The 19,397-nt window shown below is 62.7% G+C and carries 18 protein-coding genes; 10 read left to right on the top strand and 8 right to left on the bottom strand.

From position 1 onward, the window contains the following. Positions 1–8 precede the first annotated feature (8 nt). On the bottom strand, positions 9–1,844 hold the full coding sequence (locus tag LB524_RS15305) for a monovalent cation:proton antiporter-2 (CPA2) family protein (RefSeq protein ID WP_015317680.1): 1,836 nt from the start codon (positions 1,842–1,844) through the stop codon (positions 9–11). A gap of 159 nt (positions 1,845–2,003) precedes the next feature. Between LB524_RS15305 and LB524_RS15300 the strand changes: the two genes are divergently transcribed. The 3 genes from LB524_RS15300 (at position 2,004) to LB524_RS15290 (ending at position 4,699) form a co-directional block, all read left to right on the top strand. Continuing rightward, positions 2,004–2,993 carry an AraC family transcriptional regulator gene (locus LB524_RS15300; RefSeq protein ID WP_224527824.1) on the top strand — a complete coding sequence of 330 codons (990 nt, stop codon included), beginning with the start codon at positions 2,004–2,006 and terminating at the stop codon, positions 2,991–2,993. Positions 2,994–3,052: 59 nt separating this feature from the next. Then, positions 3,053–4,261: an MFS transporter gene (locus tag LB524_RS15295; RefSeq protein ID WP_224527821.1), complete on the top strand. Its 1,209-nt coding sequence runs from the start codon at positions 3,053–3,055 to the stop codon at positions 4,259–4,261. A 171-nt stretch (positions 4,262–4,432) separates the two neighbouring features. Continuing rightward, positions 4,433–4,699, top strand: a complete 267-nt coding sequence (locus LB524_RS15290) for a hypothetical protein (protein ID WP_015317683.1) — start codon at positions 4,433–4,435, stop codon at positions 4,697–4,699. Between the two features lie 131 nt (positions 4,700–4,830). Here the strand turns inward: LB524_RS15290 and LB524_RS15285 are convergent, their stop codons facing one another. From LB524_RS15285 to LB524_RS15270, 4 genes are all read right to left on the bottom strand, one after another. Beyond that, complete coding sequence (locus LB524_RS15285; RefSeq protein ID WP_140716846.1) at positions 4,831–5,382, bottom strand: hypothetical protein; 552 nt, start codon at positions 5,380–5,382, stop codon at positions 4,831–4,833. 123 nt (positions 5,383–5,505) lie between these two features. Next, on the bottom strand, positions 5,506–6,591 hold the full coding sequence (locus LB524_RS15280) for a YcjF family protein (RefSeq protein WP_140664251.1): 1,086 nt from the start codon (positions 6,589–6,591) through the stop codon (positions 5,506–5,508). Continuing rightward, positions 6,588–8,066 (bottom strand): YcjX family protein, encoded by a 1,479-nt coding sequence (locus LB524_RS15275; protein WP_224527818.1) that lies wholly within the window; start codon positions 8,064–8,066, stop codon positions 6,588–6,590. Before LB524_RS15275 ends, LB524_RS15280 begins: the two co-directional genes overlap by 4 nt. Positions 8,067–8,142: 76 nt before the next feature. Continuing rightward, the gene (locus LB524_RS15270; RefSeq protein ID WP_140726830.1) at positions 8,143–8,646 is read right to left on the bottom strand and encodes a SixA phosphatase family protein; all 504 of its coding nucleotides are present in this window, start codon (positions 8,644–8,646) and stop codon (positions 8,143–8,145) included. A 275-nt stretch (positions 8,647–8,921) separates the two neighbouring features. Here LB524_RS15270 and dksA point away from each other — a divergent pair, with 275 nt between their 5' ends. Further along, positions 8,922–9,338: an RNA polymerase-binding protein DksA gene (gene dksA, locus LB524_RS15265; RefSeq protein ID WP_015317688.1), complete on the top strand. Its 417-nt coding sequence runs from the start codon at positions 8,922–8,924 to the stop codon at positions 9,336–9,338. A gap of 148 nt (positions 9,339–9,486) precedes the next feature. Here the strand turns inward: dksA and LB524_RS15260 are convergent, their stop codons facing one another. After that, positions 9,487–10,239, bottom strand: coding sequence for a flagellar biosynthetic protein FliO (locus tag LB524_RS15260; protein ID WP_140821792.1), 753 nt, complete (start codon positions 10,237–10,239; stop codon positions 9,487–9,489). A gap of 328 nt (positions 10,240–10,567) precedes the next feature. On the opposite strand from LB524_RS15260, the gene cckA reads away from it, so the two are divergent. Both cckA and LB524_RS15250 read left to right on the top strand, forming a co-directional pair. Further along, positions 10,568–13,144, top strand: a complete 2,577-nt coding sequence (gene cckA / locus LB524_RS15255; RefSeq protein ID WP_140616513.1) for a cell cycle histidine kinase CckA — start codon at positions 10,568–10,570, stop codon at positions 13,142–13,144. Between the two features lie 86 nt (positions 13,145–13,230). After that, positions 13,231–13,944 carry a DeoD-type purine-nucleoside phosphorylase gene (locus tag LB524_RS15250; protein ID WP_140726833.1) on the top strand — a complete coding sequence of 238 codons (714 nt, stop codon included), beginning with the start codon at positions 13,231–13,233 and terminating at the stop codon, positions 13,942–13,944. Here the strand turns inward: LB524_RS15250 and LB524_RS15245 are convergent. Beyond that, a complete protein-coding gene (locus LB524_RS15245; RefSeq protein WP_015317692.1) occupies positions 13,941–14,240 on the bottom strand; it encodes a ribbon-helix-helix domain-containing protein in 300 nt (99 codons plus the stop codon). The two genes, LB524_RS15250 and LB524_RS15245, sit on opposite strands and share 4 nt — an antisense overlap. A gap of 246 nt (positions 14,241–14,486) precedes the next feature. On the opposite strand from LB524_RS15245, the gene LB524_RS15240 reads away from it, so the two are divergent. The 3 genes from LB524_RS15240 (at position 14,487) to LB524_RS15230 (ending at position 17,109) form a co-directional block, all read left to right on the top strand. Then, positions 14,487–14,882, top strand: a complete 396-nt coding sequence (locus LB524_RS15240) for a VOC family protein (RefSeq protein WP_140664242.1) — start codon at positions 14,487–14,489, stop codon at positions 14,880–14,882. A 78-nt stretch (positions 14,883–14,960) separates the two neighbouring features. After that, a complete protein-coding gene (locus LB524_RS15235; protein ID WP_015317694.1) occupies positions 14,961–15,491 on the top strand; it encodes a hypothetical protein in 531 nt (176 codons plus the stop codon). A 46-nt stretch (positions 15,492–15,537) separates the two neighbouring features. Further along, entirely contained in the window at positions 15,538–17,109 is a 1,572-nt protein-coding gene (locus tag LB524_RS15230) for a GMC family oxidoreductase (RefSeq protein WP_140821788.1), read from the top strand. Positions 17,110–17,265: 156 nt separating this feature from the next. Here LB524_RS15230 and LB524_RS15225 read toward each other — a convergent pair whose 3' ends face one another. Next, on the bottom strand, positions 17,266–17,673 hold the full coding sequence (locus tag LB524_RS15225; protein WP_140664236.1) for a hypothetical protein: 408 nt from the start codon (positions 17,671–17,673) through the stop codon (positions 17,266–17,268). A 343-nt stretch (positions 17,674–18,016) separates the two neighbouring features. On the opposite strand from LB524_RS15225, the gene urtA reads away from it, so the two are divergent. Next, the gene (gene urtA / locus LB524_RS15220; RefSeq protein WP_224528120.1) at positions 18,017–19,297 is read left to right on the top strand and encodes an urea ABC transporter substrate-binding protein; all 1,281 of its coding nucleotides are present in this window, start codon (positions 18,017–18,019) and stop codon (positions 19,295–19,297) included. Positions 19,298–19,397: the final 100 nt, after the last annotated feature.

Below are 19,397 nucleotides of genomic sequence, written 5' to 3'. Positions count from 1 at the left end.
TAACTCCCTCAATCCGCCGATTCGGATTTATGCAGGACGCCGGCCGTTTCCTCGTTGAGCGCCTGGCCAGGACGGCGGGGCGTGGAGAGTGGGGTCGGGATCGGCGTACCGATATTGCCTTTCAGGAAACGCTGTCCCGAGCGGATGCCTTCGGCGAGCTGGGTCTCGAACCGGGCCGTGTCGCGGCGCCTGACGTCCTCGATCGTTTCGGCGACGTCCTCGGGATCGACGCCCAGCGCCTCGAGGGTCGAGCCACCAAAGACGAGCGCCGATTCGAAGGTTTCGCGCAGCTGATAATCGACGCCGGCGCGGATGAGCTGCAGCGCCGTGCCGCGGTCGAACGCACGGGCCAGCACCGTAAGCAAGGGGAACTCAGCCTTGACAAGTTCGGCGATGCGGATGGCGGCGTCGGGCTTGTCGACACAAATGAGCACGGCCCGCGCCCGGCCGGCCCCGGCCGCGTGCAGGATATCCAGCCGCGTGCCGTCGCCATAATAGACCTTGAAGCCGAAATCGGCGGCCGCCTGGATCATCTCGACATCGTTGTCGATGATCGAGACGTCGATGCCGCGCAAGAGCAGGGGTTGGCTGGCGATCTGGCCGAAGCGGCCAAAGCCGATGATCAGCACGCTGCCGGACAGGCCGTCGGCGACTTCGACGCCGTCCAGCGACTGCTCGTCCCGTGGCGTGAAATAGCGCAAGGCGATGATCGCCAGCGGCGTCAGCACCATGGAGATGATGACTATCGCGGTCAGCGTTGCGTTTGCCTGGCCGTCGATGATGCCGACGGCGGCGGCCGCGGAATAGAGCACAAAGGCGAATTCACCGCCTTGCGCCATGAAGACCGCGCGCTCCAGTGCCTCGCGGTGGCCTGATTTCAGGATGCGGGCGACAATGTAGATGCCGAAAGCCTTCATCACCATGTAGGCCACGACGTAGACGGCGATCAGCTTCCAGTTCGCGGCCACCACGTGCAGATCGAGCGACATGCCGACCGCCAGGAAGAACAGGCCGAGCAGGATGCCGCGGAACGGCTCGATGTCAGCTTCAAGCTGATGGCGGAAGGTCGATTCCGAGAGCAGCACGCCGGCCAGGAACGCGCCCATCGCCATCGACAGGCCGCTGAGCTGCATGGCAAGCGCCGATCCGAGCACGACCAGCAGAGCCGCAGCCGTCATCACTTCGCGCGCACGGGCATCCGCCAGGATGCGGAAGAAGGGGTTGAGGAGGTAGCGTCCCGCCACCACCAGGCCGATGATCGCGGCGAGGCCGATGCCGACCTCGGTCAGCCGCTCCGACAGGCTGGTACCGGCACCGCCCGGCGCCAGGAAGGCGATCAAGGCGAGCAGCGGCACGATGGCCAGGTCCTCCAGCAGCAGGATGGAGACGATGCGCTGGCCCTTGGGCGCGGCGATTTCGCCGCGTTCTTCCAGAAGCTGCATGACGATGGCCGTCGAGGTCAGCACGAAACCGGCGCCGGCGACGAAGGATTGCGCGATCGGAAACCCTCCGGCCATGCCAACACCAGTCAAGAGCACCGCGCAGACGCCGACTTGAAGGGCGCCCAGCCCAAAGATCTCGCGGCGCAGGCCCCAAAGCCGCGACGGCTGCATTTCCAGGCCGATGATGAACAGGAACATGACCACGCCGAGTTCGGCGACATGGAGGATGGCTCCCGATTCGGAAAAGACGCCGAGGCCGAACGGACCGATCACCACGCCGGCGGCCAGGTAACCGAGAATCGAACCGAGACCCATGCGCTTGAAGATCGGGACGGCCACCACGCCCGCCGCCAGCAATGCCACCACCTGAATGAGATCGCTGCCCGCTGCCTCTGCCGCCATGATCTGTCCCTTTGTCGTATAGCACTCCTTGCATGCAGTGGGAGCGGGAGGCAAGGGCGGGAAGCCTGCCAGGAAAGGTGGGGTGCTGTCGGTGCGACTCCCCCGGAGGAACAACGGTCTCCCCTTGTCTGCGGGACGTTCGGCGTATATATCGGCTACATGCTTGACCGTTCGTCCCAGCCGTCTTCGCCGTCCCATATCCCGATGGATGCGCTCAGCGAAGTCCTGCAAGACTTTCGCCTGAGTGGCGTGAACTATGGCCGCTGCGAGCTCCGACATCCATGGAGCATAGAATTTCCGCGACAATCGCTGCTTCGTTTTCACTTTGTCGGCCAGGGTCCGTGCTGGATTCACACCGAAGCGCAGGGCTGGCAAGAGTTGCGCGATGGCGATCTGGTGCTGCTGCCGCAGGGCATCGCCCATCGGCTGGCGAGTGCGCCGGACGTGGTGGGCGACTCGCTCGAGGGCTGCCAGGTGATCAAGTTAGGGGGCAATGTCTGCGAAGTGGTGCGGGAAGGAACGGGCGCGACAAGCACCCTTTTCTGCGGCTCCATGGCCTTGGACTCCTGTGCGCTCAATCCATTGATCACGTTGATGCCGGCTGTCATCAAGGGTTGCGACGTGGCCGGCAATGACCCGGTCGTTGGTCCTTTGCTGGCGGCCATGACGACGGAGGCCGCGCAACCGCAGATGGGCAGCGCCACCATCTTGTCGCGAATGGCGGATTTGCTGACAGCCCGGCTCATCCGCTGTTGGGTCAATTGCAACGGAGCCTCGACCACAGGTTGGCTCGCAGCCATCCGCGATCCCCATATCGGCCGCGCACTGGCAGCCATGCATCGAGACCCCGGCCACGACTGGACGCTGGGAAGCCTTGCAAGCGTGGCAGGCCAATCGCGATCTATTTTCGCCGCGCGTTTCAGCGCTGTATTGGGCGAGGGTGCCGCACGCTATCTCGCTCGCCTGCGCATGCAGCTTGCCCGCGAGTTGTTGGGGCAGAGCGGTTTGTCGGTTGCCGAGGTCGCTACTCGTTTGGGCTATGATTCCGAGGCATCCTTCGCTCGCGCGTTCAAGCGCATCACCAATGTCTCGCCGGGAATTGTGCGTCGCACAAATCCCGGACGAATAGACATGAATTTCGGATTTTAAGACACATATCATCCGACAGAACTCGTCTATCAAGATCTCCAAACTTTGGAGATCTTTCCGTGACAGACACAACATTACAGCTTGAAGACGCCGCGATTGGCCTTGATGCCGACACGCCGGCCGCGTGGAGCGCAGCCACCTGGTTTGCGGTCATTTCACTGGCGGCCACCAGCTTTGCCCTGGTGTCAGCCGAATTCCTGCCCGCAGGCCTGCTGACGCCAATGGCGCGCGATCTCGGTATCAGTGAGGGAACGGCCGGACAGGTCGTCACCGCCACCGCTTCCGTCGGCGCCGTGACGGCCATGTTGAGCAATGTTCTTATCGGCCGACTGAACCGCAAGACGGTGCTGGTCGGTCTCATGGCTTTGGCGGTGGCTTCCAATATTCTTGCGGCGCTGGCACCCAATTTCTGGCTGTTGTTGTTGGGCCGGGCCGGGCTGGGGATCGCTCTCAGCGCTTTCTGGGCACTTTCGGTTGCCGTCGTGGCGAGGCTGGTCGGCGCCAATGCGACAGGCCGGGGCATGGCTATCGTTACCCTCGGCGTCTCGCTCGCCACCATTGCCGCGCCGTCCTTGGGGGCGTTGATCAGCGACTGGCTGGGATGGCGCAGCGCCATGGCCATGACAGCGGGGCTGGCCGTATTGGCCATGTTGGCGCAGTTGCTCAGCCTGCCGACCTTACCGGCGACAACAAGCAACAGTCTTGCAGACGTGTTTCGGCTTACACGGCGGCGCGGCATTCAAATCGGCATGCTGGCCATTGTCTTGCTGATGACGGGGCATTTTGCTGGTTCTGTCTATGTGCGCCCCTTCCTCGAACACGTCACGCTGCTTGCAACCGGTCCAATTGCCCTGGCTCTGCTTGGGTTTGGCATCGCCGCTGTGATCGGCAACATTGCCGGCGGCCGCATGGCCGATGCCAATATTCACATGGCTCTCGTGGTCACCGCGGCGTTAATGGCGGTTGCGGCGCTGGCCTTGGTGCTTTGGGGCGTGCACATTGGCGTTGCCTTCGGATTCGTCACGCTTTGGGGCTTCGCCTTCGGCATGGGGCCGGTGGTGCTGCCAACCAATCTCTCGCGTGCGGCACCTGACGCGCTGGAAGCAGCGGGCAGCCTGATGGTCGTCTCTTTCCAGGTTGCCATCACGATCGGCGCGGTTGTCGGTGGCTATGTCGTGGACACCTATGGTGCCACGGCGCCGTTGACCGTTACGGCCATCCTTGCTGCATCGACAGCTGTGCTCGCTCTGCTGCAGCCTCGCGGTTGAACTTTGCTCCAGCTGACATCGAACTCGAACGCCGCAATGTTGCAGGCTCTTTACACAAGTTTACGCCATGCACGCGTTGCTTGTTGCCGCAATCGAAGGCTAAGCACGCTCGGCTTCGGCCACTGGGGGTGAGCGGCGATCAAGTCGCACCCTTTTGAGGAGATGACTGACATGAAGAAGTTTTTGCTCGTTGCCGCCGGGCTGGCGGTGCTTGCCGGCTCGGCCTGTTCGAAGGCGCCGGAATGCACGACCGAGATCGCGACCAAGAAGGCGCAGGACATGGCCGCTGCGCTGCAGGAGGCGATCACCAAGGATCCGTCCAAGGCGGCTGACCTGACCGCCAAGGTTCAGGCGGTGACGACCAAGTACCAGGGTTCCACGACCCTGGCCGATGCCTGCAAGGCGTATGACGAGCTGACCAAGGCGATCAAGGGCTGACGCCTGGTTCGTCCGTTTCCAAGGAGGCGGTGGCGATGGGCCGCCGCCTCTTTGTTTTGTGGGGTTCGAAAATCCCAGGAAAAGTGTTTTTCCGTCCGGAATAGCGTAAAAAAATAGAGGCGAGGGTGCGCTCAGTTCGGCGCGATGGAGCCGACTTCGACGGCATCGACGCGCTTCAGGCTCATGCCGATGACGGGCACCAACTGGTCCTGAACGCGCACGGCAACCGTCACGGTCATGGAATTGTCGTCGGGAATGCGGGCCTGCATGACACCGCGCAATTGGTTGCGGTTGATGGTGAAGACCACCTTGTGGGCGTCGACGACGTTGCCGCCGATGATATCGAGGCCGGCGCCGGCAGCGCCACCCATGAAGGAACCCTTGTAGTCGCGGCCCTTGCGCTCGATCTTGGCCGACATGGGCTGGGTGAACATGCCGACCCGGCAACCGCCGTCCAGTGTCATGCCCATCTTGCCGTCCGGCGTGGAGCCGGTGAAGCTGCAGTTGAATTTCGTGCCCTTGTATTTGCCGGCGACGATTTCGCCCGGGCCAACCCATTTGCCTTCGGCCGACTGGAAAAACTGCTTGTCCGGTTCCGTGGCAGAGGCCGCCGAGGCAATGCCGACGACAGCTGTGATCACCGTCGCCAGGGGCAGGACGCTGGACAGAATTACGCTTTTCATCGACGACACCCGGCAACAACGAGGCTGTTTGAAACCGGTTCGACCATGAAGAAGATTGGTTAATGCTTCGTCACCGCGGGCCCTCGAAACAGCAGTCCGATCATCGTCCCGAAGAGCTGGACGCTATTTGCCGGAGCCGGCTGTTTCGGCGTCTTTCTTGGCTGCGAACGACGTCAATGCTGCGAGGAAATCGCCCAGCCCCGGGCGCCTGGCAGCGCTGAAGGGCAGGGGGCGCGCCGTCTCCATCGCGGCGATACCGATGCGCGCCGTCATCATGCCGTTGACGACGCCTTCGCCCAGCTTTGCCGAGAGGCGGGCCGCCAGGCCGTGGCCGACGATCTGCTGGACGAAACTGTCGCCGATGGCGATCGAACCGGTGACAGCCAGATGCGCCAGTACGCTGCGCGCCAGGCGAAAGAAACCCAGCGTTCCGGGCCGTCCGCCATAGAGTTCCGACAGCCGGCGGATGAGGCGCCCGGCCTCGAACACGACATAAGCGACATCGACCAGCGCGCGCGGGCTCACCGCCGTCACCAGCGAGACCCGCTTCGCGGCCTCGAGAATCATCACCTTGGCCCTGACATCAAGGGGCCCGAGGATTTCCGCCTCCGCCAGGCGCACCAGATTGGCGCCGTCGATAATCTCGCCGCGCAATTCAGCCAGCGCGCGCCGGCCGGCAGCGGTCTCGGGTTTGGCCGCGACAAAGGCCGACAACTCGTCGACCACCGCGCGTGCCGCCTTCGGATCGTCGCGCGCGATGGCATCGAGCGCGCGCTTCTGCAGCTTTTCGACCTCGGCGAGGCGGGCGATGGCCAGGAACTCGCGAATCAGGATTACCAGCAGCGCCAGCAGCGCAATCGCCGCCATCCCGGCGGCCAGCCAGCCCAGCCATTCGGCGCGGGCAAAGAGATCGCGTATCAACTGGTCGGTCCACAGGCCGACAGCCAGCGAAACCAGCACGCCGAAGGCGCCGAAGAAGATGCTGCCGAGAACCGAGCGCCTTCTGGGGGCGACCGATGGCGGCGGCTCGGCGGCAATAACGTCCGGTTCGTCGAAAACGTCGACCTCCGCCGGGATGACCAGCGCCACATCGGCCTTCATGGAGCGCGGTCTGCGCGACGGTTCGGTCTGGCGTGCTTGTGGCGCGTCTTGTTTCGGCGCGGCTTCCGGCTCGATGCGGAATGCCGCCGGTTTGCGGGGCGCGGTCATGCCAGATGGTCTCCGATCAGGAACTGCAAGGCGCGGTCGAGCCTGATATGGGGCAGCGACAGCGTGACACCTTCGGCCGTGCGTTCGAGTTTCGGCGGACGGAACCGGACGAAGCGGATTGCCGGGTCCGTGGAGTCCTGCCTGTGATCCGGCCCCGAAAGGTCGAAAACAGCATCAATGTTCTCCGGCAAATCACCAGGAAATATAGCTGTTTCCGTCTTTCCGTCGAATGTTTCACCATCGATCTTCTCGCCGGCGATCGGCGTGCCGATGATAACAGGCAATGTCTCGCGGCCCTGCTTGACGGTGCCTTCGCGGGTGGCGCGCACCGCCGCCATGGCGACGACGTCGACATCGGCGCCGGTGAAATTTGCCCGCGCCACGGCGCGGTCGGCAAGGCGCCGTACGATCGCCTGCAACCGGTCATGGCTTTCGTGGTGCAGATGATCGGCCTTGGTCGCCGCGACCAGGATGCGGTCGATACGCCGGGAGAACAGGTCGGTTATGAAGCTGCCCCGGCCGGGGCGAAAACAGCTGAGGATCTCGGTGACGGCGCGCTCCAGGTCGGCCATGGCACCAGGCCCGGCGTTCAGCGCCTGCATGGCATCGATGAGCACGATCTGGCGGTCCAGGCGCGTGATGTGCTCGCGGAAGAACGGTTTGACGACATGCGTCTTGTAGGCCTCGTAGCGCCGTTCCATCATGGCGTGCAACGAGCCGTTGCGCGCGCGCCTGTCGCCCAGGCCGGCCAGCGGCGCGAAAGTCAGCGCGGGCGAGCCTTCGAGATCGCCGGGCATCAGGAAACGGCCGGGCGGCAAGGTCGAAAGCGCCCGTTCGTCGAGCTTGCATGCCTTGAGATAGGCGGCGAAGCTTTCAGCCAGCCGGCGCGCCGTCATTTCCTCGGCGTCGGCATTCGGGTCGATTTCCGCCGAGATCGCTCGCCAGGCCAGCGAAAGATCCTCGCGCACCGGCAGCGTGGCCATTTCGAGGGCTTCGCGCGAAAAATCGGCGAAGGATTTGCCGAGCAGCGGCAGGTCGAGCAGCCATTCGCCGGGGTAATCGACGATGTCGACCGACAGCTTGCCCGACGAGAACATGCGGTTCCAGCCGGAGGCCGATTCATATTCGATCGTCAGCCGCAGTTCCGAAATGGCGCGGGTCGAGTCCGGCCAGACGCGATCGTTGACCAAAGTGGCGATGTGGTCCTCATATTGAAAACGCGGCACGGCGTCGTCGGGCTGCTGTTCGAGGAAGGCGCGCGCGATACGCCCCGACTTCTGCGCCTCGAACAGCGGCAGACGTCCACCGTGGATCAGATTGTGGACGAAGGCCGAGATGAAGACGGTCTTGCCGGCGCGGGAGAGACCCGTGACACCCAGACGCAGCGATGGAGAAAAAAGTCCGGTGGCACGTCCCGAAAATGTGTCGAGGGCAATTCTTGCCTCGTCGGTGAAGGTGGTCAGCGATGATGCCAAAACATGATCTCTCGGGCTTGCGTCAGCCCGATATAGGCGCTGGAACCCGGCTTTGAAATGGCGCTGGAAATCGGCATCAGGGATCTGCCGGTGTCAGGAACGCTTCGAGATAACCCGCTCCCTGGGTCGCTTTCGCCAGATCGCCGGGGAAACGGACGACCGCGAGGCCCGTGGTTGGAAAGCCGTGATTGAGCATTGCCCGCTCCGGCTCGCCGCCATCGCCCGAAACCGCCATGGCGAGATCCTCCGTCATCGGGTTGTGGCCTATGACCAGCAATGAACCGGGTCCGCCATGATCCCGGACGAGGCGGAGATAGCAGGCCGCGTCCTCGCTGTAGAGCGCGTCCAAAAACAGCACCTTGCCTGTGTCGGTCTGGCCGGCCAGACCCTCGAGGGTTTCCCTGGCGCGTTTGGCGTTGGAACACAGCGTCAGGTCCGGCACATAGGAGCGGGAACGCATCGCGGTCCCCATTTTTTCGGCATCGGCGCGGCCGGATGCGTCCAATGGACGATCGAAATCACGCATGCCTGGCAAGGCCCAACCGGCCTTGGCGTGTCGCAACAGATAAAGCCTGCTCACCCAACCTCCAACGGTGCCCGAGAGCTGAAGTCCTGCCGCGATTAGCCACGAGAAAAGCCGCACGCACAATGGTGCGCGTGCTTCAGCGCGGCGAATCACTTGCAGGGCGATGGGCGAGGATCGTCGTACTTTCGCCATCAAAACAGATTTATGCCGCTCCGGAGAAGGCTGGAGACGCACTTTAACAATTGCGTGAGTCGGTGGCTGATTGCGCTTGTGCAGGCGTCTGGTGGCGAATATATAGGCGCCAAATTTGGGGCTGTTGGGTGAGTCGAATGAACGACATCGTTACCGCCGATTACGTACCCTCCGAAGACGAGCCGTTCATGAACGAACGGCAGAAATCCTACTTCCGCCAGAAGCTCGTCACCTGGAAAAATGACATCTTGCGCGAGGCGCGCGAGACCCTCGAAATCCTGCAGCAGGAAAACGCCAACCATCCCGACCTCGCCGACCGCGCCTCTTCGGAAACCGACCGCGCCATCGAGCTCAGGGCCCGCGACCGTCAGCGGAAACTCATCTCAAAGATCGATTCGGCGCTGCAGCGCATCGATGAAGGCACTTACGGCTATTGCGAAGAAACCGGTGAGCCGATCGCCTTGAAGCGGCTCGACGCGCGCCCGATCGCCACCTTGTCGATCGAAGCGCAAGAACGGCATGAGCGCCGTGAAAAAGTCTATCGCGACGACTGATGGACCGCCTTTGCATTGATTTCCAAATGGCCGGTTATCCGGCCATTTCTGTTCGATGCGTGCCACCTTCAATAGATTTGAACACGCTTGAACGCCGGCCAGCCTAGTCACTGGCAGGCGACAGTTCATCTCTTGACCTAGGCGCAGTTCATCTCTTTTGGCTTGAAAGTTCGCCCAACAGCCTGGTCATTTCATCGTCGAGCGAGGGCGGCGCCTTGGCTGCCGGTTTGCCCACCGGGCCGCCGGAGCGGGGCTGGTCGAGCGAAACCTCGAGTTCTTTCATCAGCGTGTCGTCGATGCTGTCCTGCGTCGGCGGTGGCGGCGTGTGCCTGGCGGCATTGACGTTGGCGGAGCCATAGGCAGGCAGCGGCGTGACATTGGTCGATTGATAGGTTTGCGCCGCTGGTTTCGGTGCGGGCGCCGGAGCCGGTGGTGGCGCCGCCGGACGCTGGCGGGCAGGCTGTGCCATGGCCACCGGCTGCGGAGCGGGTGCTTGTCTCGGAGGCACGGGAGCGGGCTGCGGCGACCGAGGCTTCGCAGCCGGGGCGGCGGCGGCCGGGACAGGCTGCAGGCCGCCATCTCCAGTCAACGCCGGACGGCGCGGCGCGGCGAGGCGGATGTCGCGTTCGACAACGACGTCGGTCGGGCCGCCGATCAGAAGCAGATGTTCGATGTCGTCGCGTCGCACCAGCACCAGTCGGCGATGGCTGTCGACGGCGGTTGCGTCCATGACGGCGAGCCGCGTCTTGCGGTTGCGGCCGCCGGCGACAAACGTGCCGAAGGTCAGGTTGCGCACCAGCCTGACGATGATGAGAACGATGACCAGCAGGATCAGCGCCGCGAAGGTCCACAGGAGTGCCGCCGCATAACCGGGACCCGCCACGCTATCCAGCCACTGCATTGGTTTCCCCCGATCGGTTTGGAAAGTGGACGCGACACTAGACCGTTGCGACTGGCTACCGCAAGTTGCCTTCACTCATCGTGAACAGCTTGAAACACAGGGAAGGCCAGCCGACAGCATTTTTATCCGACATTTGCGGCCCGGGCCTTTTCCAGACCAGGAGAATGTGATTCAACCGGCTAAAGCGCGTCGCGCTGAAACGGATTCATGCGACGCGTTTCAGGTCCGTGTTTTTCATGCATGTCGTTTTCCCAAAACCGAAGTCATTTTTGGGCGACATGCATTGGGGGCGGGTGTCGGAACATCGGATTTCATGAGCAGGGGGCATATGGCCAAGGAAGCGCGCGGCGATTTCTATCCGGCACCGATCGTCGACCAGAATACGCGACCGGGCGCGGTCACCCGGCTTATCATCTTCATCGTCGTCCTGACGGGCGCCGCAATCGTCTTCGGCCTTTTCCGCGAGCGCCTCGGCGATCCGTTCCTGCTCGGCATGCTCGGCGTGCTGGCGATGATCGGTGTCGGCTTCCTGTTCGCGACCGCGATCGGCTTCGTGCAGATCACACCGCGCTCGACGGGCGACGAACTGTCCAAGGCCTTCGTCGATTCGATGTCGCAGGGCCTGCTGGTCACGGACACCAAGGGTCGCGTCGTCTACGCCAACCGCGCCTATGCCGATATGACCGGCGCCTCATCGGCCGCCGACCTGAAGACGGTCGAAGGATTGCTCTCCGATGTCCCCGAAGCCTCGGTGACCATTTACCGGCTGGCGTCCGGCTTGCGTGACGGGCAGCCGGGCGACGGCGAGTTCCGGCTCGCGCAATCGATCCGGCCCGGCGCCGAACCGGGCGCGCGCTGGTACCGGGCACGCGCCCGCGCGTTCAGCGTTCCGGGCCAGCGGCTGCCGATGCTGGCCTGGCAGCTCGCCGACATTTCGCAAGAGCGGGCCGAGCAGGAGCGTTTCTTCCTCGATCTGCAGAAGGCAATCGACCACCTCGACCACGCGCCGGCCGGCTTCTTTTCGGCCGACCAGGACGGCCGCGTCACCTACATCAACGCCACGCTCGCCGGATGGCTGGGCATCGATCTCGCCAGCTTCACCCCCGGCGCCGTCGCCTTGCCCGATATTGTTGCCGGCGACGGCATGGCGCTGGTGCGCTCCGTCAAGGCGGACCCCGGGACGACGCGCAATGCGGTCATCGATCTCGACTTGACGACGATGACCGGCGAGGCGCTGCCGGTGCGCTTCATGCATCGCGTTTCGGCCAGCCGTGAGGGCGTCGGCGGGCCAACCCGCACCATCGTGCTCAACCGCACACAGGGCGAGGATGCCTCGGCCGACCTGCGCGCCTCGGAAGTGCGCTTCACCCGCTTCTTCAATTCGACGCCGATGGCGATTGCCGGTGTCGATGCCAGCGGGCGCATCCTGCGCACCAACGCACCGTTCCTGTCGCTGTTTTCCTCGGTCGTCGACCGCGATGCCGTGGATCGCCGCGTGCGGCTCGACACGGTGATCCATGACCGCGACCGGCCGGCCTTTGCCGCGGCTTTCGAGAAAGCCCGGCAGCGGCAGGCCGACATCGATCCGATCGAGACCGTGCTGCCCGGCAATGATGAGCGGCATATCCGTTTCTACGTCAACGCCGTGGCCGATGGCACCGGCGGCGAAGGAGCCGAGGAAGCGGCCATCGTCTACGCCGTCGAGACGACCGAGCAGAAGGCGCTCGAAGGGCAGATGGCGCAAAGCCAGAAGATGCAGGCCGTCGGCCAGCTCGCCGGTGGCATCGCGCACGACTTCAACAATGTGCTGACCGCCATCATCATGGCGTCCGACCTGCTTTTGACCAATCACCGGCCATCGGATCCGTCCTTCCCCGACATCATGAACATCAAGCAGAACGCCAATCGCGCGGCCTCCCTGGTCAGGCAGTTGCTGGCCTTCTCGCGCAAGCAGACGCTGCGGCCGGAAGTGCTGAACCTCACCGACGTGCTCGCCGATCTCAGGATGCTGCTTGCCCGGCTGGTCGGCAACGACATCAAGCTCAAGGTCGATCACGGCCGCGACCTGTGGCCGGTCAAGGTCGATATCGGGCAGTTCGAGCAAGTGGTGGTCAACCTGGCGGTCAACGCGCGCGACGCGATGCCGGCGGGCGGCGATCTCACCGTGCGCACCCGCAACGTGACCGCCGAGGAATGCAAGAGCTTTCCCTATCGCGAACTCGCGGCCGCCGACTATGTGGTGGTCGAAGTCGAGGATACGGGTTCAGGCATCGCGCCCGACGTGCTGAAGAAGATCTTCGAGCCGTTCTTCACCACCAAGGAGGTCGGCAAGGGCACGGGCCTTGGCCTGTCCATGGTCTACGGCATCATCAAGCAGACCGGCGGTTTCATTTTCTGCGATTCCGAAGTCGGCAAGGGGTCCACCTTCCGCATCTTCCTGCCGCGTCACATCGTGGAAGCGAAAACGGCAGCCGAAGCCGGTGAAGCGCCGGCGGCAGCGGCAGTCAAACTGGCCGATAGCACCAAGGATCTGTCCGGGTCGGCGACGGTCCTGCTGGTCGAGGATGAGGATGCCGTGCGCATGGGCGGCATGCGGGCACTGACCTCGCGCGGCTATACCGTTCACGAGGCATCCTCGGGCGTCGAGGCGCTGGAAGTGTTCGAAGCGCTGGGCGGCAAGGTCGACATCGTCGTTTCCGACGTGGTGATGCCGGAAATGGACGGGCCGACCCTGCTCGGTGAGTTGCGCAAACGCCAGCCGGACATCAAGTTCGTTTTCGTCTCCGGCTATGCCGAGGACGCTTTCGCCAGGAACCTGCCGGCGGAGGCGCATTTCGGCTTCCTGCCAAAGCCGTTCTCGCTCAAGCAACTGGCCACGATCGTCAAGGATGTCCTTGAATCCTAGGTGCTTCCAATGCCGCGCTCTTGCACAACGCCGTAACAACGCCATGATTGTTGAAAATACAGCAGGCGGGCTTGGGGGAGCGGCTGTTGACGCCACACATCGAGGCAGGCAAGGGCGATTACGCCGACACGGTTTTGTTGCCGGGCGACCCGCAGCGCGCGGAGTGGATGGCGCAGACATTCCTGGAGGCATCGCGCTGCGTCAATCGCCGACGCGGCGCTCTCGGCTTTACCGGCTTGTTTCGCGGCAAGCCTGTCAGCATTCAGGCGACGGGCATCGGCGTTTCATCCTTCCTGATCTACGCCCATGAACTGCTTGACTTTTATGGCGTCCGAACACTGATCCGCACCGGTACCTGCGGCAGCCTGAGCGCCGAGGCAAAGCTGCGCAGCCTTGTGATCTCGCAATCGGCACGGCCTGAAAATACCGAGAGCGGTCGAGTTTTTGGCCTTTACGTAGCCGATGTTGGCCCGGATCCGGCGCTGCTGGCTAGCGCATTGAGCAAGGCAGCCGCACTTGGCATCGACCACCACGCCGGCCTGACAGCCTGCACCGATATATTCTACCATCCTGAAGCGCGTGCCCGTTATGCCGACGCAAGGGCGCTCGGGGCGCTGGCGGTAGACATGGAAACCAGCGCTCTCTATCGCATATCGGCCCATTTCGGCGCGAGGGCGTTGTCGCTGCTGACCGTCGTCGACAATCTGCTTACCGGCGAACAGACCGACTATTCCGAACGCCAGGCGCTTTTCACGGACATGAGCCGGCTCGCGCTCGAAGTCGCCACGGAAGGGCGCTAGGCGGCCTCTCGCTTCAACACCTCCTCCATGGATGGTCGGTGGCCGCGTAGATAGAGTGCGCAAGTGGTGCGCAGCATCGACGCGAAATTAGGGATCTCGCCGTTGATCTCGATGGCTTCGTCGTAGAGCTTCGAGATGAATTTCGGCGTCGTCAGGTTCTGGCTTTCGGCGATTTCGTCGAGCAAGGCCCAGAACGTGACCTCGAGCTGGATGCTCGTCGAATGTCCGTCAATGCGGATCGACCGGTTGATCTGACGATAGCCTTCCGGATCCTGTGCGGCAAAGACTCTGCACATCGTTACCTCCCGTTTTTGTTGGTCTTGGGCGCCGACGGGGCGGTCGGTGCCTTTTGAACACTGCCTGCGGTTTCATCATCGACCGGAAGGTCGTCAACGGCAATCAGACTTTCGTCCTTGGCAGACTTACGTCCTTGGGATGGGCATATCCGTTTTTCCAACCCCATGCGTGGTAGTCGGCTGCCACCACCTTTCTTCACCGGCGCGCATAATCACCTTCGAAAGCATGAAGCTGCGGAGTCTGATTTGGCGAAGGCAATCCACACCATGATCCGGGTTCTCGACGAAGCCCGCTCCATCGATTTCTACACCAAGGCATTCGGCCTTGAGGTCGCCCAACGACTGGACTTCGAGACCTTCACGCTGGTCTACCTCAGCAATGCCGATGCGCCTTTCGAGGTTGAGTTGACCGTCAACAAGGGGCGCGCGGAGCCCTATGCGCTGGGCGACGGCTATGGTCACCTCGCGGTCTCGGTCGCCGATCTCGACAGCGAACATGATCGGCTCGGCGCACTCGGCCTCAATCCGAAGAAGATTGTCGAATTCAGCCGCGACGGGTCGCTCATCGCCCGCTTCTTCTTCATCGAGGACCCCGACGGCTACAAGGTCGAGGTCCTGCAGCGCGGAGGGCGCTTCCAATAGGGACAACCGGCCGCGCGGACCGGCGCGGCGCCAGCAACGGCACTCTTTCGAGTGCGAACAGCAAGCAGGGAGGAAAACATGGTCACGATCCACGAGGGGAAGCCCGGGCTTTCACGGCGCGAACTTCTCAAACGCGGCGGCGTCGGCGCGCTGCTCGTCATTTCCGGCAGCGCCGTCATCAGTCCGCAACATGCCTGGGGGCTGGAAACCTCGGCTCTGAAGCCCGAGACAATGGCGACGCTGATCCAGCTGGCGCGCGATATCTACCCGCATGACCAAGTCCCTGACAAATATTACGCCGTCGCGGTCAAGGGCCATGATGAGATGGCCGCCAAGGACAAGGCTCACAAGGAGCTTATCGAAAACGGGATCGCCGATCTCGACAAGAGAGCCGGCGAGGGCGGTTATCGCGGGCTCGGCTGGGAAGAGCAGCGGGTCGCGTTGCTCAGGGACATTGAGGGTACGGCCTTCTTCCAGGCGGTTCGCGGCGGTCTTGTCGTCAGCCTCTACAACCAGAAGGAGGTCTGGCCGATCTTCGGCTACGAGGGCGAATCCTATTCCAAGGGCGGCTACATCGCGCGGGGATTCAGCGACATCGAGTGGCTCTGACCCGCTTCGCCTCAACCGCATTCAGTTGATTTCATGGGAGGAAACCATGGCAGCAGCATTTGATCTGAAAAACGACGGCGTGGTCGTCATCATCGGCTCCGGCGCCGGCGGCGGCACGCTCGGCAACGAACTGGCGCAGAAGGGCATCGATGTCGTCATCCTCGAGGCCGGTGCCCGCCACGAATATGAGGACTTCATCAACGACGAGTGGGATTCGTTCGCTCAGCTCGCCTGGACGGACAAGCGCACCACATCCGGCGATTGGCGCGTGGCCAAGGATTTTCCCAACCTTCCGGCCTGGATCGTCAAGTCGGTCGGCGGCTCGACCACGCACTGGGCAGGCGCATCGCTGCGCTTCCAGGAGCATGAGTTCAAGACGCTGTCGACCTACGGCAAGCTGGAAGGCGCCAACCTTTTGGATTGGCCGGTGACGCTGGCCGAGATGGAGCCCTATTACGCCAAGGCGGAAGCCAAGATGGGCGTCACCGGCACCAATGGCTGGCCGCGCCTGCCGGGCAACAACAATTTCAAGGTGCTGAAGGCCGGCGCCGACAAGCTCGGCTACAAGGAATGCCATACCGGCAACATGGCGATCAACTCGGTGGAGCGCGACGACCGCAATTCCTGCCAGCAGACCGGCTTCTGCTTCCAGGGCTGCAAATGGGGCGCCAAATGGTCGACGCTCTATACCGAAATCCCGAAGGGCGAGGCGACCGGCCACCTCGAGGTCCGGCCGAACGCCATGGCGATCAAGATCAACCATGACGCCTCTGGAAAGGTCACCGGCGTCGTCTATGCCGACAAGGACGGCAAGCTGCAGGAGCAGAAGGCCCGCATCGTGGCGGTCGCCGGCAATTCGATCGAGAGCCCGCGCCTGCTGCTCAATTCCGAATCAGCCAAGTTCCCGCACGGCCTTGCCAACTCGTCGGGGCAGGTGGGCAAGAACTACATGCGGCATACCACGGGATCGGTCTATGCCATCTTCGACAAGCCAGTGCACATGTATCGCGGCACAACCATGGCCGGCATCATCCGTGATGAGGCGCGCCATGATCCGTCACGCGGTTTTGTCGGCGGTTACGAGTTCGAGACGCTGTCGCTCGGCCTGCCATTCATGGCTGCCTTCCTGAACCCTGGCGGCTGGGGGCGTTCCTTCACCACCGCGCTCGACCACTACGACCACATGGCCGGCCTGTGGATCGTCGGTGAGGACATGCCGCGCGAGGAGAACCGCATCACGCTGCATGGCGACGAGAAGGACGAGCACGGCATGCCGATCGCCGATGTGCATTTCGACGACCATGCCAACGACACGGCGATGCGCAATCATGCCTACAAGCAGGCCACCGCGCTTTACGATGCGGTCGGCGCCACACGCACCTTCCCGACGCCACCCTATCCCTCGACGCACAATCTCGGCACCAACCGGATGAGCGAGAAGGCCGCCGACGGCGTCGTCAACAAGCATGGCCAGGCACACGACATCAAGAACCTGTTCGTGTCGGACGGCAGCCAGTTCACGACGGGTGCGGCCGAAAACCCGACCCTGACCATCGTGTCGCTGGCGATCCGCCAGGCCGACTATATCGCCGCGCAGATGTCGGCGAAAACCATCTGACCTCCCGACTGCCTGCTGGCGCGGAACTTGACCAGTTCCGCGCCTTTTTTTCATGGCCTCAGGCGCCGACCGGCTGGCGGTCCTTCGGCAACATCCAGATGAGATGAGAAGACGGGCAGGGTTGCAGACCGAGGCGGTGTCATTGCCAGGGAAGATCTATTGATTGCTTCCCCTGGTGCAGGTCGTGGCGGTGAAGGCGCCGTCAGGCTGCTTCATGATGATGTCGAAGGAGGGCGGACTCTGGCCGTCCAGCGTTGCCTGGGTGAGCGAGAGCGAGTTGCCGCCGGTGGTGTAACCGCCAACTGGTCCCAGCCAGGAGATCACGCCGTTTGCATCCATCTGGTAGTTGTAGCCCTGCTGCGCGGTCCCGAACGTGACCGGGCCGCTGTAGACGTTTCCCTTGATGGTGATGTCCCCGAGGTTGAGGAACATGCCGAGCAGGTAGGCCTCGCAGTGATAGATGCCGTCGGGCATCCTGCCGTCGCTGAAGTCGGCTCGGGCCGCTCCGGTTGCCGCCGCCAGAGCCACTATGCCGATGAATATGCGTGAAATGGCTGATGTCATGATGCCGTCCGCTTGAACGACCAAGCTTGCCCTATTTTTGCGCCGCGCCGCAACATTTGCCGTCGGCGATCTGCCTCCAAGATCAAAATATAGGCATCTAGAGAAAATGGGCAAAATTTAGGCATATGCCTTGTGCATTGCGCAAATTTCCCTCAATCAATTTTAACCGGCTCTCTTTGTTTCGTTCAATCTAATGTAGCAACGCACTGATAACATGTATCTATCTTGCCCTTTTCCGCATGCCTTCAGCGGTTGGCACGGGGGTTGCATTGCATAGTTGCGGTGCAATCAAACCAGCTTGGGAGTCTTCCGCATGAGAGGTAATTTCTCGACAATAGCAAAAATGTTCTCGGCGAGCGTAGTTGCCGCCGGCCTGGTGATGTCTGCTCCGGCCAGGGCCGCCGATGATACGATCAAGGTCGGCATTCTTCATTCGCTGTCGGGCACGATGGCGATTTCGGAGACGACGCTGAAGGACGCCATGCTGATGCTCATCGACGAGCAGAACGCCAAGGGCGGCCTGCTCGGCAAGAAGCTCGAGGCGGTCGTCGTCGATCCGGCTTCCAACTGGCCGCTGTTCGCCGAAAAGGCGCGTGAGCTGATCTCCAAGGACAAGGTCGCCGCGGTGTTCGGCTGCTGGACCTCGGTGTCGCGCAAGTCGGTGCTGCCGGTGTTTTCCGAACTCGACAATATCCTGTTCTATCCGGTCCAGTATGAGGGCGAGGAAAGCGAGCGCAATGTCTTCTACACGGGTGCCGCGCCGAACCAGCAGGCCATTCCGGCCGTCGATTACCTGATGAGCGAGGACGGCGGTTCGGTGAAGCGCTGGGTGCTCGAAGGCACCGACTACGTCTATCCGCGCACCACCAACAAGATCCTTGAGGCCTATCTGAAGGCCAAGGGCGTCGCGGCCGAAGATATCATGGTCAACTATACGCCGTTCGGCTTCTCCGACTGGCAGACCGAAGTCTCGGCGATCAAGAAATTCGGCTCGGCCGGCAAGAAGACCGCCGTCGTCTCGACCGTCAATGGCGATGCCAACGTGCCGTTCTACAAGGAACTCGGCAACCAGGGCATCAAGGCCGAGGACATCCCGGTCATGGCCTTCTCGGTCGGCGAGGAAGAGCTGGCCGGTCTCGACACCGCGCCGCTGGTCGGCCATCTCGCCGCCTGGAACTATTTCGAGAGCGTCGATACGCCCGAGAACAAGAAGTTCATCGCCGACTGGCACAAGTTCATCAAGAGCGACAAGCGCACCACCAACGACCCGATGGAAGCTCATTATATCGGCTTCAACATGTGGGTGAAGGCGGTTGAGAAGGCCGGCACCACCGATCCGGACAAGGTCATCGACGCCATGATCGGCGTTTCTGTGCCAAACCTGACCGGCGGCTACTCGACGATGATGCCGAACCATCACATCACCAAGCCGGTGCTGATCGGCGAAATCCAGGCCGACGGCCAATTCGAAACGGTTTCGCGCACGCCCGGCCTGGTGATGGGCGACGAATGGTCCGACTACCTGCCGGACTCCAAGGATTTGATCTCCGATTGGCGCAAGCCGCTGTCGTGCGGCAACTTCAACGTTGCCACCGGCAAGTGCGGCGGCAAGGGCACAAACTGATCCTCCCCGGGCAGGGCCTTCATGCCACGCCCAAGACCGCACGCGTCCGGACGGTTTCCTCCACCGTCCGGACGCGCCCATTTCAAACCTTCAAGGGTTA

Source organism: Mesorhizobium sp. ESP6-5, from assembly GCF_020164695.1.
Lineage (GTDB): Bacteria > Pseudomonadota > Alphaproteobacteria > Rhizobiales > Rhizobiaceae > Mesorhizobium > Mesorhizobium australicum.
The sequence above is the reverse complement of the archived record's forward strand: the minus strand, read 5'-3'. Positions and strand labels throughout refer to the sequence as shown.